Genomic DNA, 20115 nt, shown 5'->3' on the forward strand with positions numbered 1-20115 from the left:
GCCGAAAGATGCGTTCCAGAGTGGCTGCACGGCGAAAGCGTTTTTTACCGTAGCGACCGAATCCCGACCAATGCTTAAGAAGATTGATAACACGAATCCAGCACCTCAACTACATGTTTCACCGGCACCTTGCGTCCCGCTCTTTCCATCCCGGCTCGCAGCTGCAGCATACAGCCAACATTGGCAGTCACCACCATCTCCGCGGAGGTGCAAGCGATGTCCTTCATTTTTTCGTCGAGAATTTTCATCGATAGATCGTTTTGTGTGACGTTGTAGCTGCCGGCACTGCCGCAGCACTGATCGGGATGTGCCATCTCTTCGAGTTCCAGGCCTACGACGCGCAACAATTCTCGCGGAGCATTGCGAACCTTCTGTCCATGAGCGAGGTGACAGGGGTCTTGATATGTGGCCCTCGAGTTGAGCTGCCTGGCAGGTTTCCGCAAGCCCAACTGCTGCAGGAACTCGGTAATATCTTTCACCTTCGCAGCGAACTTCTGTGCATTAGCGTTGTCGCCGTTCTCGCGCAGAAGGTCACCGTATTCTTTAAGCGTAGAGCCGCAACCCGCGGCATTTGTGACGATCGCATCAAAGCGGTCATGGAGCATGGCGGCGATGTTCTGACGGGCAAGCGTTCGCGCTTCGTTCCGGTATCCGGCATGAGCCTGAAGCGCGCCGCAACAATTCTGGCCTTGCGGAACCCAGACCTCGACACCATTCCGGGTAAGGACACGGATGGTCGCATGATTCAGGGCTGAGAAGGCGACGCTGGCGATGCATCCCGCATGAAGTGCAACTCGCGCCCGGCGTTCTCCGTCGGCGGGAAACACTTTCCCAATCTGGTCAAAGAAGAAATCGTCATCGATCCGAGGTTGAAGCTGCTCCAGCTGCGCCAACCTCATGAGCTTTAGCAGCCCTGAAGAATGCGCAATCCTTTGCAGTCCTGAGCGCTGATAAAAACGCAGCAAACGCGCGAGAGCAGCTAGCTTCCGAGCATCGCCGAGCACCGAGCCGTAAAAGAAGTCTCGCAGACGGCGTGCCGGCCACGGACGCCGATAATGCTGCTCGATCTGAGCGCGAGCTCGTTCAACGATATGCCCATACTGCACGCCGGATGGGCACGCCGTTTCGCAGGCGCGACAATCAAGGCAACGATCGATGTGCGTAACGAAAGAATCGCCGATCGCCAGTCGCCCCGAGTCAACCTGCAAGACCTGATAAATGCGTCCACGGGGTGAATCCATCTCCATGCCAAGCACTCGGTAGGTGGGGCAGTGATTCAGACAGAGTCCGCAGTGAACACAGGTGGCGTAAAGGTCCCATGTCGGACGATCCGGGCCAACGAAATTCGATTCGCCCATCTGCAGGGTGTGCTCGTGGAGCTGATCGGAGGAAGTGATTTTGGGTGAACTCATCCGACGAGGAATCTACCTCGATTCAGTATGCCTCCGGGATCGAGAGCGAGCTTCACTTTTCGCATGAGATCGACATCGGTGGGAGTAGATCCCCAGACATCAAAATGTTGCTTTGCCTCGCGGGGACAGCGCACTACAACAGCCGATGCGGCTTTGGACAATCGTGAACGAAAGGCTGACGCAGCGCCGGCATATTGCGTAACCGCGGGCGGATCGATTGCTAATGGAACAAACACCATAATGAATGATCCGACGCTCGCGCGCCCGAGGATAACGGCGAGGAAGTTGTAATCGTTCGCGGAGGAGTGGGCTGTCTCGAGAGCGCCTTGGGTTTGCAAAATCGGAACTTCCAGGTGAAAAATCATGGCGTTACGGTGTCGCCTGGCTACTTGCTGCTCAAGAGAGCCTATTCGTTTCCAGAGCTCTGCCTCCTTAGCTCCGTCCATTTCCGAAGAAGTTGAAGAGCTCAACTCTTTGCGAATGCGCTCAAGAACGCGGTCGCTTCCTGCAAAGCGGAGCAGGAGCTTCCAGTTCGATCCACTGGAAGCATTCGAAGTCTCTGGCGCCCAATGATCTGGGTCGCGCGGCTCAGCGTCATGCAGGTACTCCTCTGCTGGGGAATTAATGATTTCGCAAGCAATGGGGGAAAGCTGAGATTTGAGCAGTTCGTCGCGTAGAACCAAGGCTTGCGACAGCAACGCGAACTCGCATATCAGAGTAATGGCTGGTTGAGACGCAGGAAACAATTTAAAGTTGGCGGACGTGATAACGGCGAGGCTGCCGTAGCTGCCAATCAGCAGCTTCATCAGGTCATAGCCAGCAACATTCTTCACCACACGTCCCCCGCCGCGGCCGACCACTCCGTCTCCGGTGACGAAATTGATGCCAATGCAGAAATCGCGCGGGCTCCCGAAAGCTGCGCGCAATGGCCCATTCGCAGCAGTCGCCATTGCGCCACCCACTGTCGCGTGCTCTGGAGCCTCAATCGGCAGCAATTGACGATGCTCTGCGCAGGCTGAGACCGCGTTCGCGACCGGCACTCCTGCTTCGAGCGAAATAGTCAGATCACCGGGATCGTAACCTTGAATGCGGTTCAACTTTTCAGTGGAGAGAACGAGATCCACTCGCTCCAGTAGTCTGCCTACGTGCTGGTGAGTCCCAGATCCGAACGGGACAACCATCCATTGCTCTTCATTACAGACGCGCAGAACAGCGCAAACTTGTTCAGCATCCTCGGGCAGCACGATTAAAGGCGGAGTGATGCCGTCTATCGCGTATCGTTGCAAAGAGCCTGGTTCTGTGAGAACAGAGCGCGTTCCCAGAAGGCTCTCGAATCGGGAATCCATGCCAACTTGCGTGGTTACGGCCTGATTCACCGCAACTCCACCCCAGCAGAAGTCAGCGGAGTTTCGAGACTGGGATCACCAGGAGTCACGGCTTCGCGACAAGTGCGGGCCGAGGGAAGCATCTTCTGCGGATTAAGCAATGAATCAGGATTGAAACAGTTCCGCAGACGCCTCATGACTTCGAGCTCCGAATCGGTAAAGAGCGTGCACATGAGGTCCTGCTTTTCCATACCGACGCCGTGCTCACCGGTAATCGATCCGCCAATGCCGATGCAGAATTCGAGGATTTCCCGACCTGCGTCGAGTGTCCGCTGCGTCTGCTGAGCGTCGCGGGCGTCGAAGAGAATCAATGGGTGCAGGTTTCCATCGCCTGCGTGAAAAATGTTTCCAATCGTGAGCGAATATTTCTTGCTGATCTCGTCGATCTTTCGCAGAGTTTCAGGAACACGCGTGCGTGGGATAACACCGTCCTGCACGTAGTAAGAGGGAGAAATACGTCCAATCGCTCCGAATGCGGTCTTGCGACCTTTCCACAGCAAGTGACGCTCATTCTCGTCCTTCGCCCGCCGAACTTCACGTGCGCCGCATCGGCGGCATAACTCGGATACGAGTTCGGCATGCTCATCGACAGCTTCACGCAGTCCTTCCAGTTCGATGAGGAGAACCGCAGCGGAGTCGAGCGGATATCCCGCATGGACCGATGCCTCCACTGCACGCAACGTCCATCCATCGAGCATCTCGAGAGCCGCAGGCGTGATACCCGCAGAAGTGAGGGCGACGACTGTATTGCCGGCAGACTCAACGTCGTCGTAGATCGCAAGCAGTGTCGCGACAGATTCAGGCAAGCGAGTGAGCTTTACCGTGATCGCCGTGGCGATGCCGAGTGTGCCCTCAGATCCTACGAAGAATCCGGTGAGATCGTATCCGGCGGAGCTTGCTGCCGAACTACCGAGCTGAACGATCCGCCCATCGGGAAGGACTATCTCCAAGCCAGTCACATGATTCACTGTCACGCCGTAAGCGAGAGTATGCGGACCGCCGGAGTTCTCGGCGACATTTCCGCCAATCGTGCATGCTTTTTGACTGGAAGGATCGGGAGCAAAGTAGAAACCGCGTGGAGCGAGCGCATTGCTGAGCTCGAGATTCACGACTCCCGGCTGCACCGTCGCGCGGAGATTCGCGATGTCGATCTCGAGTATGCGATTCATCCTCGCGAAAGCAAGCACGATGCCACCCTGTCTGGCTATCGAGCCACCGCTCAGACCAGTTCCTGCTCCACGAGGAACGATGGGCAATCTCTCGCGCCGCGCGAGCTTTACGATTTCGGAAACCTGCTGCGCGGTCTGCGGAAAGACAACGTACTTCGGTTCTCCACGCGCGAGAGAGCCGTCATACTCATAGAGCATGAGGTCTTCGCGCCGATCAAGCACAGCATCGCGACCCGCGATCCGCTTTAGCTTGCCGACTACTCGGGAGGAGAACATGCTGGAATCGAATCGGATTCTAACACTGGTTCCGAAGCGTCCTTCTCCAGCGTATTAGCGTTTGCCGAAGGGCAGCTTACGAACCCACGGATCACGAAGGCGTTTCAGACAGCTAGCGGAAGATGATGAATACGATCCGTCGTATTCCGGATCCAGCTCGCCACTGGTGTTCTCAAAGAGAAGTGCATCTGGATGTCGTCCATATCCAGCGTTCGCCAGTCACCTTCTTGTGGTCTGAATTGCACACGTCCATCGAGGATGCGGTATTCGTTATACGTATCGCGAAATTCGAGGCGAAATGAAGGCAGATATTCTTCCATGGCAACTTCGTTCGGTTGCGGTTTTCAGGCTTGGATGTCAACTTGCGCCAAAGGGAGGCATTGTCGTCCGCTTTTTGCAGACGGTCTGGTTCAGGAACTCTCGCTCGTGTTCCCGATAAAGATAAAATACGCGCTCGTCCAGAGCTGCGTCGGAATTGAACCTCTCTTCCTGGCGGTAATTACCAGGTTGTAAGCATCTCTGGATGCCAGAGATTCTAAGGGAAGTTTCTGAGCTGCGGGTTGAGCAACTGCCAGGTAACGCAAAAAGCTGAGCGCCTCGTGTGCGCCCATACCCAAATAACCAGGAGCGGCGAAGCTAATGTCGGTCGCACCGTCGGCAAAATGCCAGGCTAGAGAAGCAGCAAGTTTGATCGCGGACTCGTAGTTCTCCGAGCTCGTTTCGCCGAGCGCGGGATTGTCGAAGATAAGTTTCAGCTTACGCTCATCCTCGCGCGTGAACTCGCGAACCATTACGGTCTGAGCCCGTGCTGTAGCCTTCCAATCGATGTGTCTCGCCGCATCCCCGGCTGCAAACTCACGCAACCGGTACAAGTCGTATCCGCGACCGGCGATGAACATCTCGAATTCACCGCGAAGGGTAGGCAGGATCGTGAGGAACTCTTGTGTCTCCTCTACCGATGGCAACACGATCAGCTCGCGCACAAACGGAATGATGCGGGTCTTCGTCAGAAAGGAGAATGGGAAGCGCGTCGCCAGGCCTAATCCACTCTGCGCGTATCGGCCTCGGCGTGGAAATTTCAATTCCACTGGCGCTGATTCGGAGCGGCGTGGTCGTAAATGCGGGAAGTAAACTGGTGCGCTAAGAATAGGCTCTGCTGGTTTCTTGGGCGGAACGGGTCTGAGCTGGAGATCGGGCAGTCGAAACCATTGCCGGGCCGCCGGACGGAATGGGGGAATTCCCAATTCGGTCTTCTGCCATCTCCACTTTCGCCGCCGGCTCGGCTTTTCCGGAACCACGCTGACAGAGAATGATGGCAGCCGGCCATCATTGCGGATCGTTATCGTCCCAATACAAGGTTTGCCGGCGAAGACGTTCTCCGGCAAAGTGACCTTGAGATTCAGTCCAAAGAGAACAAGTGTTGACGATATGCCAGAGACAAGGAGGGCTGCCAGCATCGCTGCTACCACGATAAACAGCACGTTGTTCCCGGTGTTGAGTGCGGCGATGCCGATTACAACCACAGCGAGGATGTAAGCCACTCCTTCGCGCGTCAGCTCGTAACGAACGTTGAAGCGTAAACGTTCGAGAGCCACACGTCGTGCCAGAAAGGGAATCGTGGCAATTCCCACCATTGCGGCAGTAAGCAGCGACAACGACGCTGTGATTGCAGTCGCAACAACGTTGCCTTCATCCCGAAAGCTGGTGGACAGGAGGGCGAAGGCAAACGAGAAGATCAGGCCGGCTAGCGCGACGAAAAAGCGCACCCAGGCTTCGCGATCGATCTCCTCGAAAAACCTCGCCAGCCTACCTGGCATGCACAGACCTCCGGCGTTGCTTGCGCCATAGGATTAGCAGGACCAGCACGGCAATGGCTGCAACTACTAACTGGAAATCCTCGAGCTCAGTCATCAACCAATCCCATCTGCTCCCGAAGAAGAAGCCGAGGGAAGCAACAACCGACACCCAGAGCACAGCACCCAGGAAATTAAACAACACGAATTTCTTCCATGGCATCTTGAGCACACCTGCCAGAGGTCCTGCGATGATGCGCATCCCAAAAACAAATCGGGAGAAGAACACGGTGATGCTGCCGTATTGCGCGAAAAATTTTTCACCACGCCGAAGATGCAATTCCGAAATGCGGAATATCTTGCGTTGACGATCAAGCAGCGGACGTCCGCCACGGTAGCCAATCCAATAGCCAATGTTATCGCCGATCGTACACGCGATTACACCAACCACGATGATTCCCCAGAGCGTGAGACGGTGCTCCGAGAATGCGAGAAAAGCAGCGAACAGAAGTGTGGTCTCGCCGGGAAGAGGAATACCTGCATTCTCTAACAGCAATATGATGGCAACAGTCCAGTAGCCATGTTCGGCAAAGAATCTGCGCAGCAGATCGGGCACGTGCATTTGGTTGACTTGAAGTGAGAATAGCAGGACAGATTTTTATCAGGAGTTACTTGAGTAATTCGTGAGCTGCGGTTCGCCGACCCCCATTAAGTATTCGCGAACGATGCGATTGAATTCCTGCGGAGCCTCTTCGTATGGCAAATGACCAACACCTCGCATTGCGACCATCTTGGCGGCTAGCGCTCTTTGAAGCTCGTATCCGGACTGAATCTCCACAACTGGATCGCGGTCGCCCCAGATCAGCAAAGTCGGAATTCGGGATATCGTCGCAAGGTGCTCCCTTAAATTTTCGAGATCGTCATTGAACGTTTCAAGGCAGGACAGAAGATACGGGATTGTCCCTCTCAACCTGAGTGGACGAGCATAGCCAGCGCCAGTGCCCGCAGCCATACCGTACGGATCCGCGTACATGCGTCCGATTCCGTAGTCCCAGATGCGAGCGGGCGCAAAGGGTGCCAAACGAGCAAAAATTCGGCCTGGCGCGCTCAAATAGAACCCGACCGTGGCCTTGTAATGCCCCGCGAACGGATTCGCCGGCGACACGAGCACTAACTTCTCAAAACGCTCCCGCGCCAGTGCAGCCAGGTTCAGTAAAACCGCTCCTCCGTGGGAGCTCCCGAGAAAGTTGGCATGTTTAAGGCCAGCATGGTCGAGGAGTTCGGCAAGGCGCTTTGCAATTCCTTGCAAAGAACCGTTCATATCCATTTTTCGCTGCGCAGAGACGATGCTCATCAAGTCCGGGACAAAGAGCCGGAAATTACGCATCAAGTCGGCACAATTCAACCGAAAGGAGAAGGATGAGGCGGCAATTCCATGAACCAGAATCAGCGGAGGGCCGGAACCGCCCACAAGGTATCGGAGCCGCACGCCAGAAAGCGTCGCCCAGCGCTCTTCCATCTCATCGAAGACTGGTTGTTTGTGGCTGAAAGACATAGTGATGTGCTGCTGCCAAAAAAATTCAGAATTGCAGCCAACAGGCAACTCAGAAGCAGCAGCTTACCTCCAACTTCTCACGTATCGCCTCTGTCGCTTCTGTTTAGGGGAGCTGAATAAGCTCCCCTCTTTTTTGCTAGACACAGCTACTGCGGCAGTTCAGGCGGCTCGGGTTCAGCGGAGCCATCGGCGCGCGGATCTGAAGCGCCGAAGTTCATCTTACGGCTCGAGTCATGGAGAACCGCCTGTCCACGGCCCATCAACGATGTGTATTCCTTACGCACTTCCAGGTTGTGCCCCCTTGCGCGCAGTGCGTCGATGACTTCCGGTTTCACACGACTCTCGATCGGTATATGACAGAGGTCGCCGCGACCCACCGTAAAGCGCGGAGCTGACAGGGCGGCCTGCACGTTCATACCGTAGTCCACCAGGTTAGAAACAAATTGAGCGTGCGCCAAAGGCTGATTCGCGCCGCCCATGATGCCAAATCCAATGTGCTGATCGCCCTTCTCCATGAATGCAGGAATGATCGTGTGATAAGGGCGCTTGTGCCCGGCAAGGACGTTGGGGTGCTTGGGATCTAGGACAAATAGAGCACCACGATTTTGCAGCGGGAATCCCATTCCCTTTACTACTACGCCGGACCCGAACTCTGAATAATTGCTGTTGATCCAGGAAACGATGTTTCCTTCACGATCCACGGTAGTCAAGTATGTAGTGTCGCTTCCAACTGGCGCTCCGGGACCATAATCACAACGCGCTTTGTTTGGATCGATCAACTTTGCCCTCTTCGCTGCATATTCTTTGGACAGCAACCCGGCCACCGGCACCGGCGATACGCGAGGATCCGCGAGATAGCGTTGTAGGTCGGCATATGCCAACTGCATGGCCTCGATCTTCTTGTGTAGCTCTGCCGTTCCCTGCGGGCCATCGGGAGCGGGAGGCGTTTGCTCCATGATATTGAGCATGGAGAGCGCGGCCATTCCCTGTCCATTCGGAGGAAGCTCGTAGACTCGCCAGCCACGATATTCCGTCGAGATCGGTTCCACCCACTCGGGTGTGAACTGCGCAAGGTCCTCCGCCGTCACAGTGCCGCCGAGTTCCTTTGAGGTTGCGATGAGCGCCTGCCCGATCTCCCCACGATAGAAAACGTCAGGACCGCCTTCCGCGAGCAGGCGTAAAGTTCGAGCGTAATCAGGATTCCGAAAGAGAGCACCTAGTGCAGGGGCGCGACCGTTGGGAAGAAATAGGCGTTTACCTTCGTCCGTAAAATAAGAGTTTGCCCAAGCATCATGGATGATTTCTGGAACGGCATAGCCGTTCTCGGCGTAATACATGGCTGGCTGAAACAGGTCCCGCCAAGGAAGCTTGCCAAAACGATTATGCATCGCCGCCCATCCCGCGACGGCTCCGGGAACGGTGACGCTGTCGATGCCGTGGCTCGGCATCTTCGTGATGTCTTTCACCCGCAGGTACTCCGGCGTAAGAGCCTGGGGCGCCCATCCAGAGGCGTTGATGCCTGAAAGCTGGCCCGTCTTTGCGTCCCAGTAGATCGCAAACATGTCTCCCCCGATGCCGTTCATCATCGGCTCAGTAACGGAGAGCACCGCGTTTGCGGCAATGGCGGCATCAACTGCGGTCCCGCCTTTGGCCAGAATCCTTGCTCCCGCCTGAGATGCCAAGTAGTGGCTGGTGGCGACGATGCCTTTCGGGCTAACCACGATAGATCGCCCATAAGCACGGTCCTGAGATGCGGCGGTAGTTGCAACAAAGAGGGTCATCGCGAAGAGCGTAAATGGTCGCATATGTTGTGCGAGGAGAAGCTAAATGGAAGTCCAGGGAGGATACAAGTGCGCGGTTCACCTCCCGGACAATATAGAAGGGCGCAGACAGGGTTGCGGCAGTCTTCCATGGCCGATACAAATTGCCTGATCAGTACGGACGGAAGGATGGTGTAGGCGTGGAGGGTACCTAGTGACAGGTTACGGCACACTATGTTTTTTCATAGAGCCGTCCCAATATGCGTACCGCAGCTATCATTCCAAGAATATAATGGGCGCAAGTCCCTAGTTTCCCAAGATTTAGACAATCGTTGAAGGTAGACCCGTTGGCACCTGAGTTGCTTATTGCCGAGAGAGAAGCAAGCGAACCCTCCACGGGCTACCAGGGCCTAAGAGACGAGCGCATGACCAGGGAATCCCAACTGCGAGCAGCAGCCGTTGTGTTGGCACTGTGCACCGTCGCAGTGATCGTCTTTGGCATCATCAATTTCCAAAAAGAGAGAGAGTACGTTGTCCCTGATGATGGCATCTGGTGGCTGGAGAGCGAAGGTCAACTTTATGCCGAACGAGTTACGCCTCTTGGTCCAGGAGAGCGTGCCGGGCTTAAAGCCGGCGATCAGCTAGCGGACATAAATGGAAGGGCGATCCACTCCGGGGCTGACCGAGTCCGCAGCCTTTTCCGAACCGGCACCTACTCGAAAGCGACCTATGGCGTAACTCGCAGCGGCGTGAGAGTCGAAGCTCCCGTGATCCTCGTTCCGGCAGACAAGTCGCTGAACGTTGGTCTGCGACTAATCGCGTTAATCTATCTCGGGATCGGCTTATATGTTCTGCTGCGACGCTGGTCCGCTCCGAAATCGTCGCATTTCTTTGTTTTCTGCCTGACCTCCTCGGTTCTATACGCCTTCCACTACACAACAAAGCTGAACACCTTCGACTGGATCATTCTCTGGTCGAGCGTTGTTGCTGGCGTTTTGCAGGGTGCGCTCTTCCTGCATTTTGCGCTCACCTTCCCTGAGCCAAAGAAATGGTTGCGACATCGGGGATGGCTCATTCCTCTGCTCTATGTTCCCGGGGCCATCGCAGTTCTGGCTCGGGTTGTGGCGGTGAGAGAGTTCCTGCCGAGTGAGCGTCTGCTTTGGAATCTGAATCGGCTGGACATTGTTTGCTCAACTGTATGCTTCATTTTCGCGGCCATCGTGCTGCTCGGCACTTATCGAGAAAACAAAACGCCTCTCCTAAGGCAGCAGATGAAATGGGTGACGCGCGGAACGATCCTCGCCATCGCGCCCTACACGATTTTCTACGTGATTCCGTACCTGCGTGGCGTGGATCCGACCGCGACGATGAAGGTCTCAGTCCTCTCGCTGGTCTTCCTGCCGCTCACCTTCGGGTACGCGATCATTCGTTATCGCTTGATGGACGTCGACCTGATCTTTAAGCGAGGCATGACATACACGCTTGCCACCGCGATCGTGACGCTACTGAACCTGTTGGTGATCGGAGTCGTTGCCGAGAAGGTGCACTCGAATCTGCCAAACGCGGGCGAGTGGGGATTGATCGTAGCTGTCGTGATCACAGCGCTCCTGTTCGACCCGATCAAACGCGTAATTCAACAGCGGCTGGATCGAGTTTTCTATCGCAAGCGGTATGACTACAGACGCACTCTGGTTGAGTTCGCGCGCGATCTCAATTCTGAGACTGATCTCCGCGCAATGCTTTCAGCAGTAGTTAACCGTCTTTCACACACGTTGCTTGTCGATCGTGTAGCGGTCTTCCTCGCCAGCGAAAAACCGGAGGATATGGAGAAGTTCTTCCTGGCAAAGTCGTTTGGTATCTCGTCAGCGCAGAACCTGGAGCTCGATTTCCTCGGCAGGCTTTCGAACCAGCGCGAGCCCGGACACCTTTTCTTCGAGAACACTCATCAGGTGCTGAACGCGAGTCCGGCGGCTCAAGCGACCATTGCCAAGCTCGAGCTGAACTATTACATCCCGTGCCGAGTGCAGAACCGTACCATTGCCGTTTTGGGAATGGGTAAGACCGTCGAGAGCGACTATCTCTCCAGCGAAGATGTTGAGCTGCTTGAGACTCTCTCCGGATACATCGGTATTGCGATCCAGAACGCGCGACTCTATGCCTCGCTGCAGCAGCGCATCGCCGCGTACGAGCGGCTGAAGGAATTCAACGAGAATATCGTTGAGTCCATCAGTGTCGGCGTCCTTGCCGTGGATCTGGCCGATCGGGTGGAGTCGTGGAACTCGCAGATGGAAGTGATGTACGCGAAGCCGCGAGCACAAGCGCTTGGAAGGCCTCTGAGCGAGATCTTCCCTGCAGCCTTCGTAGAAGAGTATTACCGCGTTCGCCAATCGCCTGGCATCCACAACTTTTATAAGTTCAGACTCAACACGCCGACGGGCGAGAGCCGCGTCGCGAACATCGCCATTGCGCCGCTAGTTACGCGGCAGTTCGAAGTGGTGGGACGCATCATCATTGTCGATGACATCACCGACCGTCTTGAGCTGGAATCGCAGCTCAGCCAGGCGGAGAAGATGTCGTCGATTGGTCTGCTGGCCGCAGGCGTAGCCCACGAAGTGAACACGCCCCTTGCCGTTATTTCGTCTTACTCGCAGTTACTCGCCAAACAGCTTCAAGGTGACGAGAAGCGCTCAGCGATTTTGGAGAAGATCGCTCAGCAAACTTTCCGCGCCTCCGAAATCGTCAACAGCCTCCTGAATTTCTCGCGCACCAGCGGCAGTGAGTTCCAGCTTATCGACTTGAACCGAGTGATCCAGGATACGCTGACGCTGCTCGAACACCAGTTCAAAACGGGAAGAGTTCATATCGAGAGCGAGCTCTACGTCGAGTTGCCCGGCATTATGGGCAACAGCGGCAAGCTGCAGCAGGTCTTCCTTAATCTCTTCCTGAATGCTAAGGACGCGATGCCGAACGGGGGCACGCTTAAGGTCAGCACTGAGAACGGTGACGGAGTGCGGGTCATGATCTCCGACACCGGCTCGGGGATCGCTCCAGAACATTTAAATCGCATTTACGATCCATTCTTCACCACAAAGGCGAAACCTGGAGAAGGACAGCGTCGTGGCACCGGACTCGGGCTCTCCGTGAGCTACGGAATTATCCAAGAGCACGCCGGCAAGATCCAGGTAAGCAGCCGTCCCGGCCAGGGCACGACATTTGCGCTCGAATTTCCCATGTTGAGAAAGGCAGTCAATGTCTGAAGCAGCAGTATCCGCAGTATTAGCGCGACGACATATGCATCAAGTTGAACCCGCGACCGGCTCGATTCTGATCATCGATGATGAAGCCGCGATCCGCGAGTCGCTCGAAACACTGCTCGCGATCGAAGGCTACAACGTAGAGGCAGCCAGAAGCGCGGAAGAAGGGCTGGCCATGTTGGCGGCTTTCCCGCGCGATCTCGTGCTTCTCGACTTCGCCCTACCCGATCGCAATGGTCTCGAAGTGCTGGACGAGATTCGCCAGCGCAATCCCGGGCTGCCCGTAATCATGATCACGGCCTACGGCACTGTGGAGAACGCTGTGAAAGCGATTCAGGCGGGCGCCACGAATTTCATTCAGAAGCCGTGGGACAACGAGAAGCTGCTCGCCGACGTCCGCGCTTCCATTTCCCGCCTCCGCGTAGAAGAAGAGAACCGCCAACTGAAGCGCGCTCTAAAACAGCGCTACAGCTTTGAAAACATAGTGGGCAAGAGCGAGGCGATGCTCAAGATTTTCGATCTGGTGGCTCAAGTTGCTCCCAGCAGGTCAACCGTTCTCATTCAGGGCGACAGCGGCACAGGCAAAGAGCTGATTGCAAAAGCCATTCATGCGAGTTCGCCGCGAAAGGACGGCCCCTTCGTTCCGGTGAATACGGGCTCGATGCCGACCGAACTGCTTGAATCCACTCTGTTCGGCCATGTGAAAGGCGCGTTTACCAGCGCGATTGCATCGAAAAAAGGCCTCTTCGAGATCGCAAACAAGGGGACTCTTTTTCTGGACGAAATCGGTACCATGGGCCTCGATACTCAGGCCAAGATTCTGCGCGTCCTCCAGGATCGCAAATTCATGCATTTGGGCGGAGTGCAGGAAGTTCAAGTGGATGTCCGTATCATCGCCGCAACCAACGTCGATTTAAAGCACCTGGTGAAAGAAAGTAAGTTCCGCGAAGACCTCTACTACCGTCTAAATGTAATCAGCGTTAATCTTCCGCCACTGCGCACTCGCATGGAAGATGTGCCGCTGCTGGTGAATCACTTTCTGGCTCGCTTTTCCGACGAAAACGGGCTCCCAACTCGGCACTTCACAGCAGACGCTATGCGCCCTCTCCTGAGTTACGCGTGGCCTGGCAATGTCCGCGAACTTGAGAACGTGATTGAACGTGCAGTCGTACTCTCTTCCGGCGTGAACATCGGCGTTGACCTCTTGCCGGAGTCCGTTCTCGGCGAGAGTTCCATTCCGGTACTGGCCGAAGAATCGTCCAATGCCTCGTTGTTCGACATCATGGAAGAATGCGAACGCCGAGTGATCGTAGGAATGCTCGAGAAATGCTCCTGGAATCAAACCGAAGCCGCGGAACGATTCCGCATTCCACTTTCAACCTTGAATCAGAAGATCAAGCGCCTGACTATCGAAGTCCGTAAGCGCGGGCGGGAGAACTAGGAATAGCGGACAGGTTTACAGGGGACGGGGAAGACAAGCCGATTTCTGGATTCGCATACGCTGCTCCTTTACTCCGAGATGGTGTTCCTGGCGAATGTCGCACTCTTTGAGTCATGCTGTATTCCGCTGTTCCTGTAACATGTCACCTGTAACCTGTTCCCTGTTCCCTATTCCCTATTTTCCTTGTAACCTGTCGCTGTAACCTGCCCAACACATGCCATTTCTGCAGACGTTGCTCACTTCACCTGACGAAATCGTTAAAGAGAAAGTTCTTGCCGTTCAGGAATACTCACTGCTGGCTGGCGAAGCTGTCTCGAATCTTTTTCGTCGCCCACGATATCTCGCCGACATGCTGATGCAAATGGATTTCATTGGTGTCGGCTCACTTCCAATCGTCGTGCTCACCGGCCTCTCCATCGGCGCGGTGCTCGCGCTGCAAACTTCCACAACGCTGCAGCAGTTCGGCTCGGTTTCGCTTACCGGCCAACTCGTGTCGTTCTCGATGATCAAAGAAATCGGCCCAGTGCTTACGAGTCTGATGCTTGCTGGTCGTGCTGCCACCGGAATGGCCAGCGAATTGGGATCGATGAAGGTGACCGAGCAAATCGAAGCCATGCGTGCTCTGGGCACTGATCCTGTGAAGAAGCTCGTAACGCCACGAGTAATTTCCACCGTGGTCATGCTGTTCTTCCTGGCTATTCTGTCCGACCTGATGGGTCTGGTCGGTGGATACATCGTCGGCGTCGGTCGGCTAGGGCTCAGCACTCGGCAATATTGGACAAGTACATATCAGGCGCTGCAATTTCCGGACGTCTTTCAGGGCCTCGTCAAACCGTTCTTTTTCGGTTTCATTATTGCAACAGTCGGCTGCTATTTCGGATTTTCCACCAAAGGCGGAACACAAGGAGTGGGTCGCTCCACCACGCAGGCGATGGTGGCCGCGTCGGTGCTGATCCTGATCGTCGATTTTTTCCTGACGCAGTTGCTGATTGGGATATTCGGACGGTGACACGCGCTCTATATGGAAAAACCTGATAGCTGAGTCATGACAATTGCTGCAATCACAAATGGCTTTCACCCTTCCGGCGAGGTTGTGCTCGAGTTCAAAGATGTGGAATTGGGTTTCGACCAGCACCTCGTACTGCGTGGAATTTCGTTTCGCTTGCATCGCGGAGAAACGAAAGTTCTGTTTGGTGTCGCCGGATCAGGAAAGAGCGTCATTCTAAAGCTCGCGATGGGTCTTTTGAAGCCCGACGCCGGCACGATTACTGTTTTGGGAAATGAAGTGAGTTCCATGCCCGAGCACGAACTGTTCGACCTCCGCCGCCAGATCGGAATGGTCTTCCAGGAAAGCGCATTGTTCGATTCTCTTAAGGTAGAGGAGAATGTCGCATTCCGCCTGATGGAGGAGCACATTCCTGCGGATGAAATTCGCAAGCGCGTGACCGAGGCGCTGCGCTTCGTGGAACTGGAACAGACGCTCCAGAAATTTCCTTCCGAGTTGTCAGGAGGCATGCGCCGTCGTGTCGCCATCGCACGCGCCATCGTTACACAACCTGAGATCATCCTCTACGATTCGCCCACCGGCGGCCTCGATCCCATTACCTCAACAACAATTGTCGAGCTTCTCATCAAGCAACGCGACGTATATCAAACGTCTGCTCTCATGGTCACTCACCGCCTCCAGGATGGATTTGCGATGGCCACTCATTACTACGATCAGCAAAGAGGCCAAATGGTTCCCGTACGCGATAGCGGCATCGACACTAAGACATCTTTTCTTATTCTGAGAGACGGCAAAGCGATCTTTGATGGTGGTGGACACGAGCTCGCCAGCAGCGATGACGAGTACATCAAGGAATACGTCTCGTAGTCTGCTTGAGAAGAGCTGGGAAGCTCTAGCGGCTTAGTTGTTCGACTTTGGCGACGCTGGCGCGTAACTCTTCGACGATCTCCCGCGCGGCTTGTCGGGCTCGATCTTCCTGATTCGGTTCGAAAGAAATCGCCCCAACGCGTGCGTGACCGCCGCCGCCATAACGTTCGCAGATTACCGCGAGGTTCAACATGTCTTGCGGACGCATCATCGTCCAAGGATTGGAACCAACCGACACCTTTGTACGGAAAGAACTCTTGCTAAGTCCGACACTGTAGGTCGAATCTGGATGCAGATAATAAGGCACGAACTTGTTATAACCCTCGAGGTCGCAATCCATTACATCGAAAAAAATCGTTCCGTGTCTACATTCGGAGCGCTGCTTCATGATCTCGATCGAGCGCTTATGCCGCTCGAGCAGCGGAGGAACGAGAGGTGCTACCAGGGGATCTTCAATAATGTCAGCTAACGACTTGTAGGCCAAAAGAGGGATCAATCCCGGCGTGAAGTTTTTGTCCTGAGTGGATTCGATGACCATCGTCAGCTTCATGGCCGGATGCTTCATCTCTACTGCCGTCTTCGCGTCTTTGTATTGCGCGCCATCGACGATGTCGGCCCACTCGATTAACTCCGCCACCGGAGCAGGATTGAAGCCAAAACGATTCTCGGCAATCGTGGCTAGAAATTTCGTGCAGGACTTGAAGTCCGGATCATAGAACTTCTTGTTGCTCTGATTGTGCAGAAAGTGCTCGTGGTCCTCCGGCGTGAGAAATGCGCTCTGGTGATGGTCGAACCACCATGTGATCTTCGGAGAGGCGGAGTACTTAAAGTCGACAATCGCATTTTCATCGCCGGTAAACGCTGCCTCATCGAATAGCGATCCGGCACGATGCAGAAGACCTACGTATTCAAAGGTCGCGTTATCGCGAATCCGCTCCGAATAAAAACGGGAAAACAATGCGGCAGACGCGGTACCGTCGAAACACTTGTCGTGAAAGAAAACCCGGACCTTCAAAATGGCTCCCGTAGTTAGTTGCCGGCCTTCGGCTCATGCTTTCCACCGTGAACCGCAGAGTCCGGGCTCGAGAGGAGAAAGCTAATCATCTTGCCATGCAATCAGCAGGGATTCAAGCAGAGTTCGTTTGGTTATACGATGCGGCGACCGATCTTCTTGCGGCAGTCCTCGCAGACGCCATAAATCTGGAAGGTATGGCGCGTGGTCTCATAATGATGCTTGCGGCCGATCTCTTGTTCTAAGCGATCCACTTCGGGAGAGAAGAACTCGACGGAGCCTCCGCAATCCGTACAGACCATGTGATGATGGCTGCGTCGATTGTGCTGGTGCTCGTAACGAGCAATGCCGTCGTGAAAAGCCACTTCGCTCGCCAGACCACATTCAGCCAGGAGCTTTAACGTGCGATAAACCGTTGTAAATCCGATGCGAGAGTCACGTTTACGAACCAGTTGGTGAAGCTGCTCCGTAGAGAGATGCTCGTGAGTTTCGAGAAAGGTAAGCAGAATAGTATCGCGCTGCTCAGTCTGCTTCAGACCGACTCGTTTCAGATGCTGATGAAAGCGCTCTTGCGCTTCGCGGAGCGATTCCCGCGAGATCGACATGTGATCATCAATACGCTTCTGAAGCATTCGATTCAGCCAGGCCAGGGCTTATTTCAGCATAACATCAAGGGCTTATTTCACCGCCGAGAGACGGAGTACACGGAGTCATCATTGCCCTTGTCATTACCACTTCTGGGTCTGCCACCACGAAAAAGTTCATCTAGAATCGACGTACATGGCAACTACCATACTGGCGCCGCCGAAGAAGCAGACACGGAGAATGCTCCTGCGTTCACTTTCAACCTTTGGAATTCTTCTTGTGCTGGCCTGCCTCGGAGTAGCACTTTGGATTTATTCGCTTGGACATAGCGAGCTTCCGCAAGTAGACGGAAGCATCAGGATGGATGAACTCTCTGGTCAGGTTTCCGTATTGAGAGATAAATTAGGCGTCCCGCACATCCGCGCCAGCTCGTATGAGGATCTCTTTTTTGCCCAAGGCTTCGTTACTGCTCAGGATCGTCTGTGGCAGATGGATATTTCTCGCCGCTATGCAGCGGGAACCCTGGCAGAGATTCTTGGTCCCAATTTGGTAAAGCACGATCGGCTTCAGCGATATTTACAAATCCGCGCTGCCTGTGAAGAAGCGGTCGACAAGCTCGATCCGCGACAGCGTCACCTGCTCGAAATGTACTCGCGCGGCGTGAACGCATTCATCCAGCAGAGTCGCAAACACTTGCCTTTGGAGTTCAAAATTTTAGGGTACTCGCCCTCCCTATGGCGCATCGAGGATTCGCTCCTGATTGGCGCCAACATGGATCAGATGCTGAACACACAGTACGATCTGGAGCTCAAGCGCGAAAGAGTTGCGCGTCATCTTAATGCGCAGGAGATCGCCGATTTATATCCAACTACTTCCTGGCGCGATCTGCCTCCTGCACAGCAAGCGAACCCTTCGATCGAAGATGAGCGGCCGCCTGGCGAAAACAATCCCGATTCGGAACAGGATGAAAAAGACGAGCAGCCCAGTCCGGCGAAGACCTCCTCATTTACTTCTGCCTTTGATCGCACCTGCGAAATGTGCGTACCGGGTTCGAACAACTGGGTCGTGTCGGGGGTGCACACCGCAAGCGGCAAACCGCTGCTCTCCAATGACATGCACATCGAGCACTCCATTCCTGACATTTGGTCGCCTGGGGATTCACAAACCTTGGACCCGATGTGCAGGATCTGTTCGTGGAGCAATTCAATTCTGCGGGAGAGGTTGCAACGCCGAAAGGCTGGCAAGCACCAGAGAAGACCCATGAGGTAATCCACGTCAAAGGCAAACGGGATGAGGCTTTCGACGTCAGGGTCACCCGCCACGGCCCAATCATCACGCCGATTCTCGAAGGTGAAACCCGGCAACTCGCGCTGCAGTGGACGATTTACGACACGGAGACCTTGGGAATCCCCTTCCTAGAAATCAACTCTGCGCGCAATTGGCATGAATTCCGCACTGCCTTCTCCAGGTTCGGAGGACCGTCTCAAAATGTCGTTTATGCCGACGTAGATGGTCATATTGGATATCAGGCGACCGGCAAGATTCCGGTGCGAGCCTCGGGCGATGGTCTATCGCCACAGTCGGGGGCCGATGGCGCTCACGACTGGACCGGCTATGTTCCATTCGATCAGCTTCCAAGCATTTACGATCCGCCGTCTGGGCTTTTGGCGACGGCCAATGGACGCATCACTCCTCACGGATATCCTCATTTGCTGGCCAACGTCTGGTGGGCGCCTTATCGCACCTCTCGAATCTTTCATCTTCTCGAGCAAGGACATAAGTTTCAGCCGGCGGACATGCTTGCCATTCAGACGGACATAACGTCAGAGCTCGAGCGCTTCTTCTCAGACCGCTTCGTCTATGCGGTGGATCATTCCAAGAGTCCGTCGCTCCGGTTGCGGCAAGCAGCAGAGATCATGCGTGGCTGGGACGGACGCATGGAGAAGAACAGCTCAGCTGCGACTCTCGCGTATTGGAGCCGCCGGAATTTGATGAAGCTGATCCTCAGTCCCAAAATGGGAGACGACTTCGTCAACTACGACTGGGGACTCTCTGGTCCAGCGCTCGAGGGCATCATTACTCACAAATCTCCACGTTGGCTGCCTCAGGCCTACGGCTCATATGATGACGTGTTAATAGCGGCGGTGCAGAAAACCGTCGACTCAGACCGTGCCCCAAGAGACCTGAAGAAATGGATTTGGGGAAGCCAGTTTCCAATCGAAGTGCAACATCCTCTGTTCGGATCGATTCCCCTCCTGAGCCATTTCACCGGAACCGGATTGCACCTCCAATCCGGTAGCGGAAGCACTGTGAAACAGGTCGGGACCACTTTCGGCCCATCCGAGCGGCTGACAGTCGATTTTTCAAATCTGGATCGATCAACCCTGAACATCGTCATCGGTCAGTCAGGCCATCTTTTCAGCATTCACTACAAAGACCAATTCCCAGCATGGTACGAGGGTTCCACATTCCCAGTACCATTCAGCGAAGCCGCAGTAAACGCCCAGGTGGAGCACTGGCTCACGTTGCAGCCTCAATAACTTACGAATGAATAACATGGGTGAGCTTTTGCTGAGCTCAGAGGTGTTGCCGAGTAATTC

16 protein-coding genes are annotated in these 20115 nt (G+C 54.9%); 6 read left to right on the plus strand and 10 right to left on the minus strand.

The window, feature by feature from the left end; genetic code table 11:
• Positions 1-74: 74 nt before the first annotated feature.
• From DMG62_17790 to ggt, 8 genes are all read right to left on the minus strand, one after another.
• Entirely contained in the window at positions 75-1358 is a 1284-nt protein-coding gene (locus DMG62_17790; GenBank protein PYY21603.1) for a hypothetical protein, read from the minus strand.
• Between the two features lie 50 nt (positions 1359-1408).
• Positions 1409-2788 (minus strand): hypothetical protein, encoded by a 1380-nt coding sequence (locus DMG62_17795; protein ID PYY21573.1) that lies wholly within the window; start codon positions 2786-2788, stop codon positions 1409-1411.
• Complete coding sequence (locus DMG62_17800; GenBank protein ID PYY21574.1) at positions 2785-4242, minus strand: FAD-binding oxidoreductase; 1458 nt, start codon at positions 4240-4242, stop codon at positions 2785-2787. The genes DMG62_17795 and DMG62_17800 overlap by 4 nt, the downstream gene beginning before the upstream one ends.
• Before the next feature lie 104 nt (positions 4243-4346).
• Positions 4347-4562, minus strand: a complete 216-nt coding sequence (locus DMG62_17805) for a hypothetical protein (protein PYY21575.1) — start codon at positions 4560-4562, stop codon at positions 4347-4349.
• A gap of 90 nt (positions 4563-4652) precedes the next feature.
• Positions 4653-6059: a hypothetical protein gene (locus DMG62_17810; protein ID PYY21576.1), complete on the minus strand. Its 1407-nt coding sequence runs from the start codon at positions 6057-6059 to the stop codon at positions 4653-4655.
• Positions 6049-6657, minus strand: a complete 609-nt coding sequence (locus DMG62_17815; GenBank protein PYY21577.1) for a DedA family protein — start codon at positions 6655-6657, stop codon at positions 6049-6051. Before DMG62_17815 ends, DMG62_17810 begins: the two co-directional genes overlap by 11 nt.
• Positions 6658-6696: 39 nt before the next feature.
• Entirely contained in the window at positions 6697-7638 is a 942-nt protein-coding gene (locus tag DMG62_17820; GenBank protein PYY21578.1) for a hypothetical protein, read from the minus strand.
• 98 nt (positions 7639-7736) lie between these two features.
• On the minus strand, positions 7737-9395 hold the full coding sequence (gene ggt, locus DMG62_17825) for a gamma-glutamyltransferase (GenBank protein ID PYY21579.1): 1659 nt from the start codon (positions 9393-9395) through the stop codon (positions 7737-7739).
• A gap of 380 nt (positions 9396-9775) precedes the next feature.
• Between ggt and DMG62_17830 the strand changes: the two genes are divergently transcribed.
• From DMG62_17830 to DMG62_17845, 4 genes are all read left to right on the plus strand, one after another.
• On the plus strand, positions 9776-12607 hold the full coding sequence (locus DMG62_17830) for a histidine kinase (protein PYY21580.1): 2832 nt from the start codon (positions 9776-9778) through the stop codon (positions 12605-12607).
• On the plus strand, positions 12600-14045 hold the full coding sequence (locus DMG62_17835) for a DNA-binding response regulator (protein PYY21581.1): 1446 nt from the start codon (positions 12600-12602) through the stop codon (positions 14043-14045). The genes DMG62_17830 and DMG62_17835 overlap by 8 nt, the downstream gene beginning before the upstream one ends.
• Positions 14046-14259: 214 nt before the next feature.
• Positions 14260-15054: a transporter gene (locus DMG62_17840; protein ID PYY21582.1), complete on the plus strand. Its 795-nt coding sequence runs from the start codon at positions 14260-14262 to the stop codon at positions 15052-15054.
• 36 nt (positions 15055-15090) lie between these two features.
• The gene (locus DMG62_17845; protein PYY21583.1) at positions 15091-15918 is read left to right on the plus strand and encodes an organic solvent resistance ABC transporter ATP-binding protein; all 828 of its coding nucleotides are present in this window, start codon (positions 15091-15093) and stop codon (positions 15916-15918) included.
• Positions 15919-15943: 25 nt separating this feature from the next.
• On the opposite strand, the gene DMG62_17850 is transcribed toward DMG62_17845, so the two are convergent.
• A complete protein-coding gene (locus tag DMG62_17850; protein ID PYY21584.1) occupies positions 15944-16933 on the minus strand; it encodes a phosphoesterase in 990 nt (329 codons plus the stop codon).
• 131 nt (positions 16934-17064) lie between these two features.
• The gene (locus DMG62_17855; protein PYY21604.1) at positions 17065-17535 is read right to left on the minus strand and encodes a transcriptional repressor; all 471 of its coding nucleotides are present in this window, start codon (positions 17533-17535) and stop codon (positions 17065-17067) included.
• A 175-nt stretch (positions 17536-17710) separates the two neighbouring features.
• Here DMG62_17855 and DMG62_17860 point away from each other — a divergent pair, with 175 nt between their 5' ends.
• Together DMG62_17860 and DMG62_17865 are read left to right on the plus strand one after the other, a co-directional pair.
• Positions 17711-18784 (plus strand): hypothetical protein, encoded by a 1074-nt coding sequence (locus DMG62_17860; protein ID PYY21605.1) that lies wholly within the window; start codon positions 17711-17713, stop codon positions 18782-18784.
• A complete protein-coding gene (locus DMG62_17865) occupies positions 18658-20055 on the plus strand; it encodes a hypothetical protein (GenBank protein ID PYY21585.1) in 1398 nt (465 codons plus the stop codon). Before DMG62_17860 ends, DMG62_17865 begins: the two co-directional genes overlap by 127 nt.
• Positions 20056-20115 lie beyond the last annotated feature (60 nt).

Source organism: Acidobacteriota bacterium, assembly GCA_003225175.1.
Classification (GTDB): domain Bacteria; phylum Acidobacteriota; class Terriglobia; order Terriglobales; family Acidobacteriaceae; genus Gp1-AA112.

Bases quoted from the DNA above. Each gene is read 5' to 3' on its own strand.
- DMG62_17855 (PYY21604.1), bottom strand. From the start codon at position 17,535: ATGTCGATCTCGCGGGAATCGCTCCGCGAAGCGCAAGAGCGCTTTCAT.
- DMG62_17790 (PYY21603.1), bottom strand. From the start codon at position 1,358: ATGGGCGAATCGAATTTCGTTGGCCCGGATCGTCCGACATGGGACCTT.
- DMG62_17805 (PYY21575.1), bottom strand. From the start codon at position 4,562: ATGGAAGAATATCTGCCTTCATTTCGCCTCGAATTTCGCGATACGTAT.
- DMG62_17835 (PYY21581.1), top strand. From the start codon at position 12,600: ATGTCTGAAGCAGCAGTATCCGCAGTATTAGCGCGACGACATATGCAT.
- DMG62_17830 (PYY21580.1), top strand. From the start codon at position 9,776: ATGACCAGGGAATCCCAACTGCGAGCAGCAGCCGTTGTGTTGGCACTG.
- DMG62_17815 (PYY21577.1), bottom strand. From the start codon at position 6,657: ATGCACGTGCCCGATCTGCTGCGCAGATTCTTTGCCGAACATGGCTAC.
- DMG62_17845 (PYY21583.1), top strand. From the start codon at position 15,091: ATGACAATTGCTGCAATCACAAATGGCTTTCACCCTTCCGGCGAGGTT.
- DMG62_17800 (PYY21574.1), bottom strand. From the start codon at position 4,242: ATGTTCTCCTCCCGAGTAGTCGGCAAGCTAAAGCGGATCGCGGGTCGC.
- DMG62_17810 (PYY21576.1), bottom strand. From the start codon at position 6,059: ATGCCAGGTAGGCTGGCGAGGTTTTTCGAGGAGATCGATCGCGAAGCC.
- DMG62_17860 (PYY21605.1), top strand. From the start codon at position 17,711: ATGGCAACTACCATACTGGCGCCGCCGAAGAAGCAGACACGGAGAATG.
- ggt (PYY21579.1), bottom strand. From the start codon at position 9,395: ATGCGACCATTTACGCTCTTCGCGATGACCCTCTTTGTTGCAACTACC.
- DMG62_17840 (PYY21582.1), top strand. From the start codon at position 14,260: ATGCCATTTCTGCAGACGTTGCTCACTTCACCTGACGAAATCGTTAAA.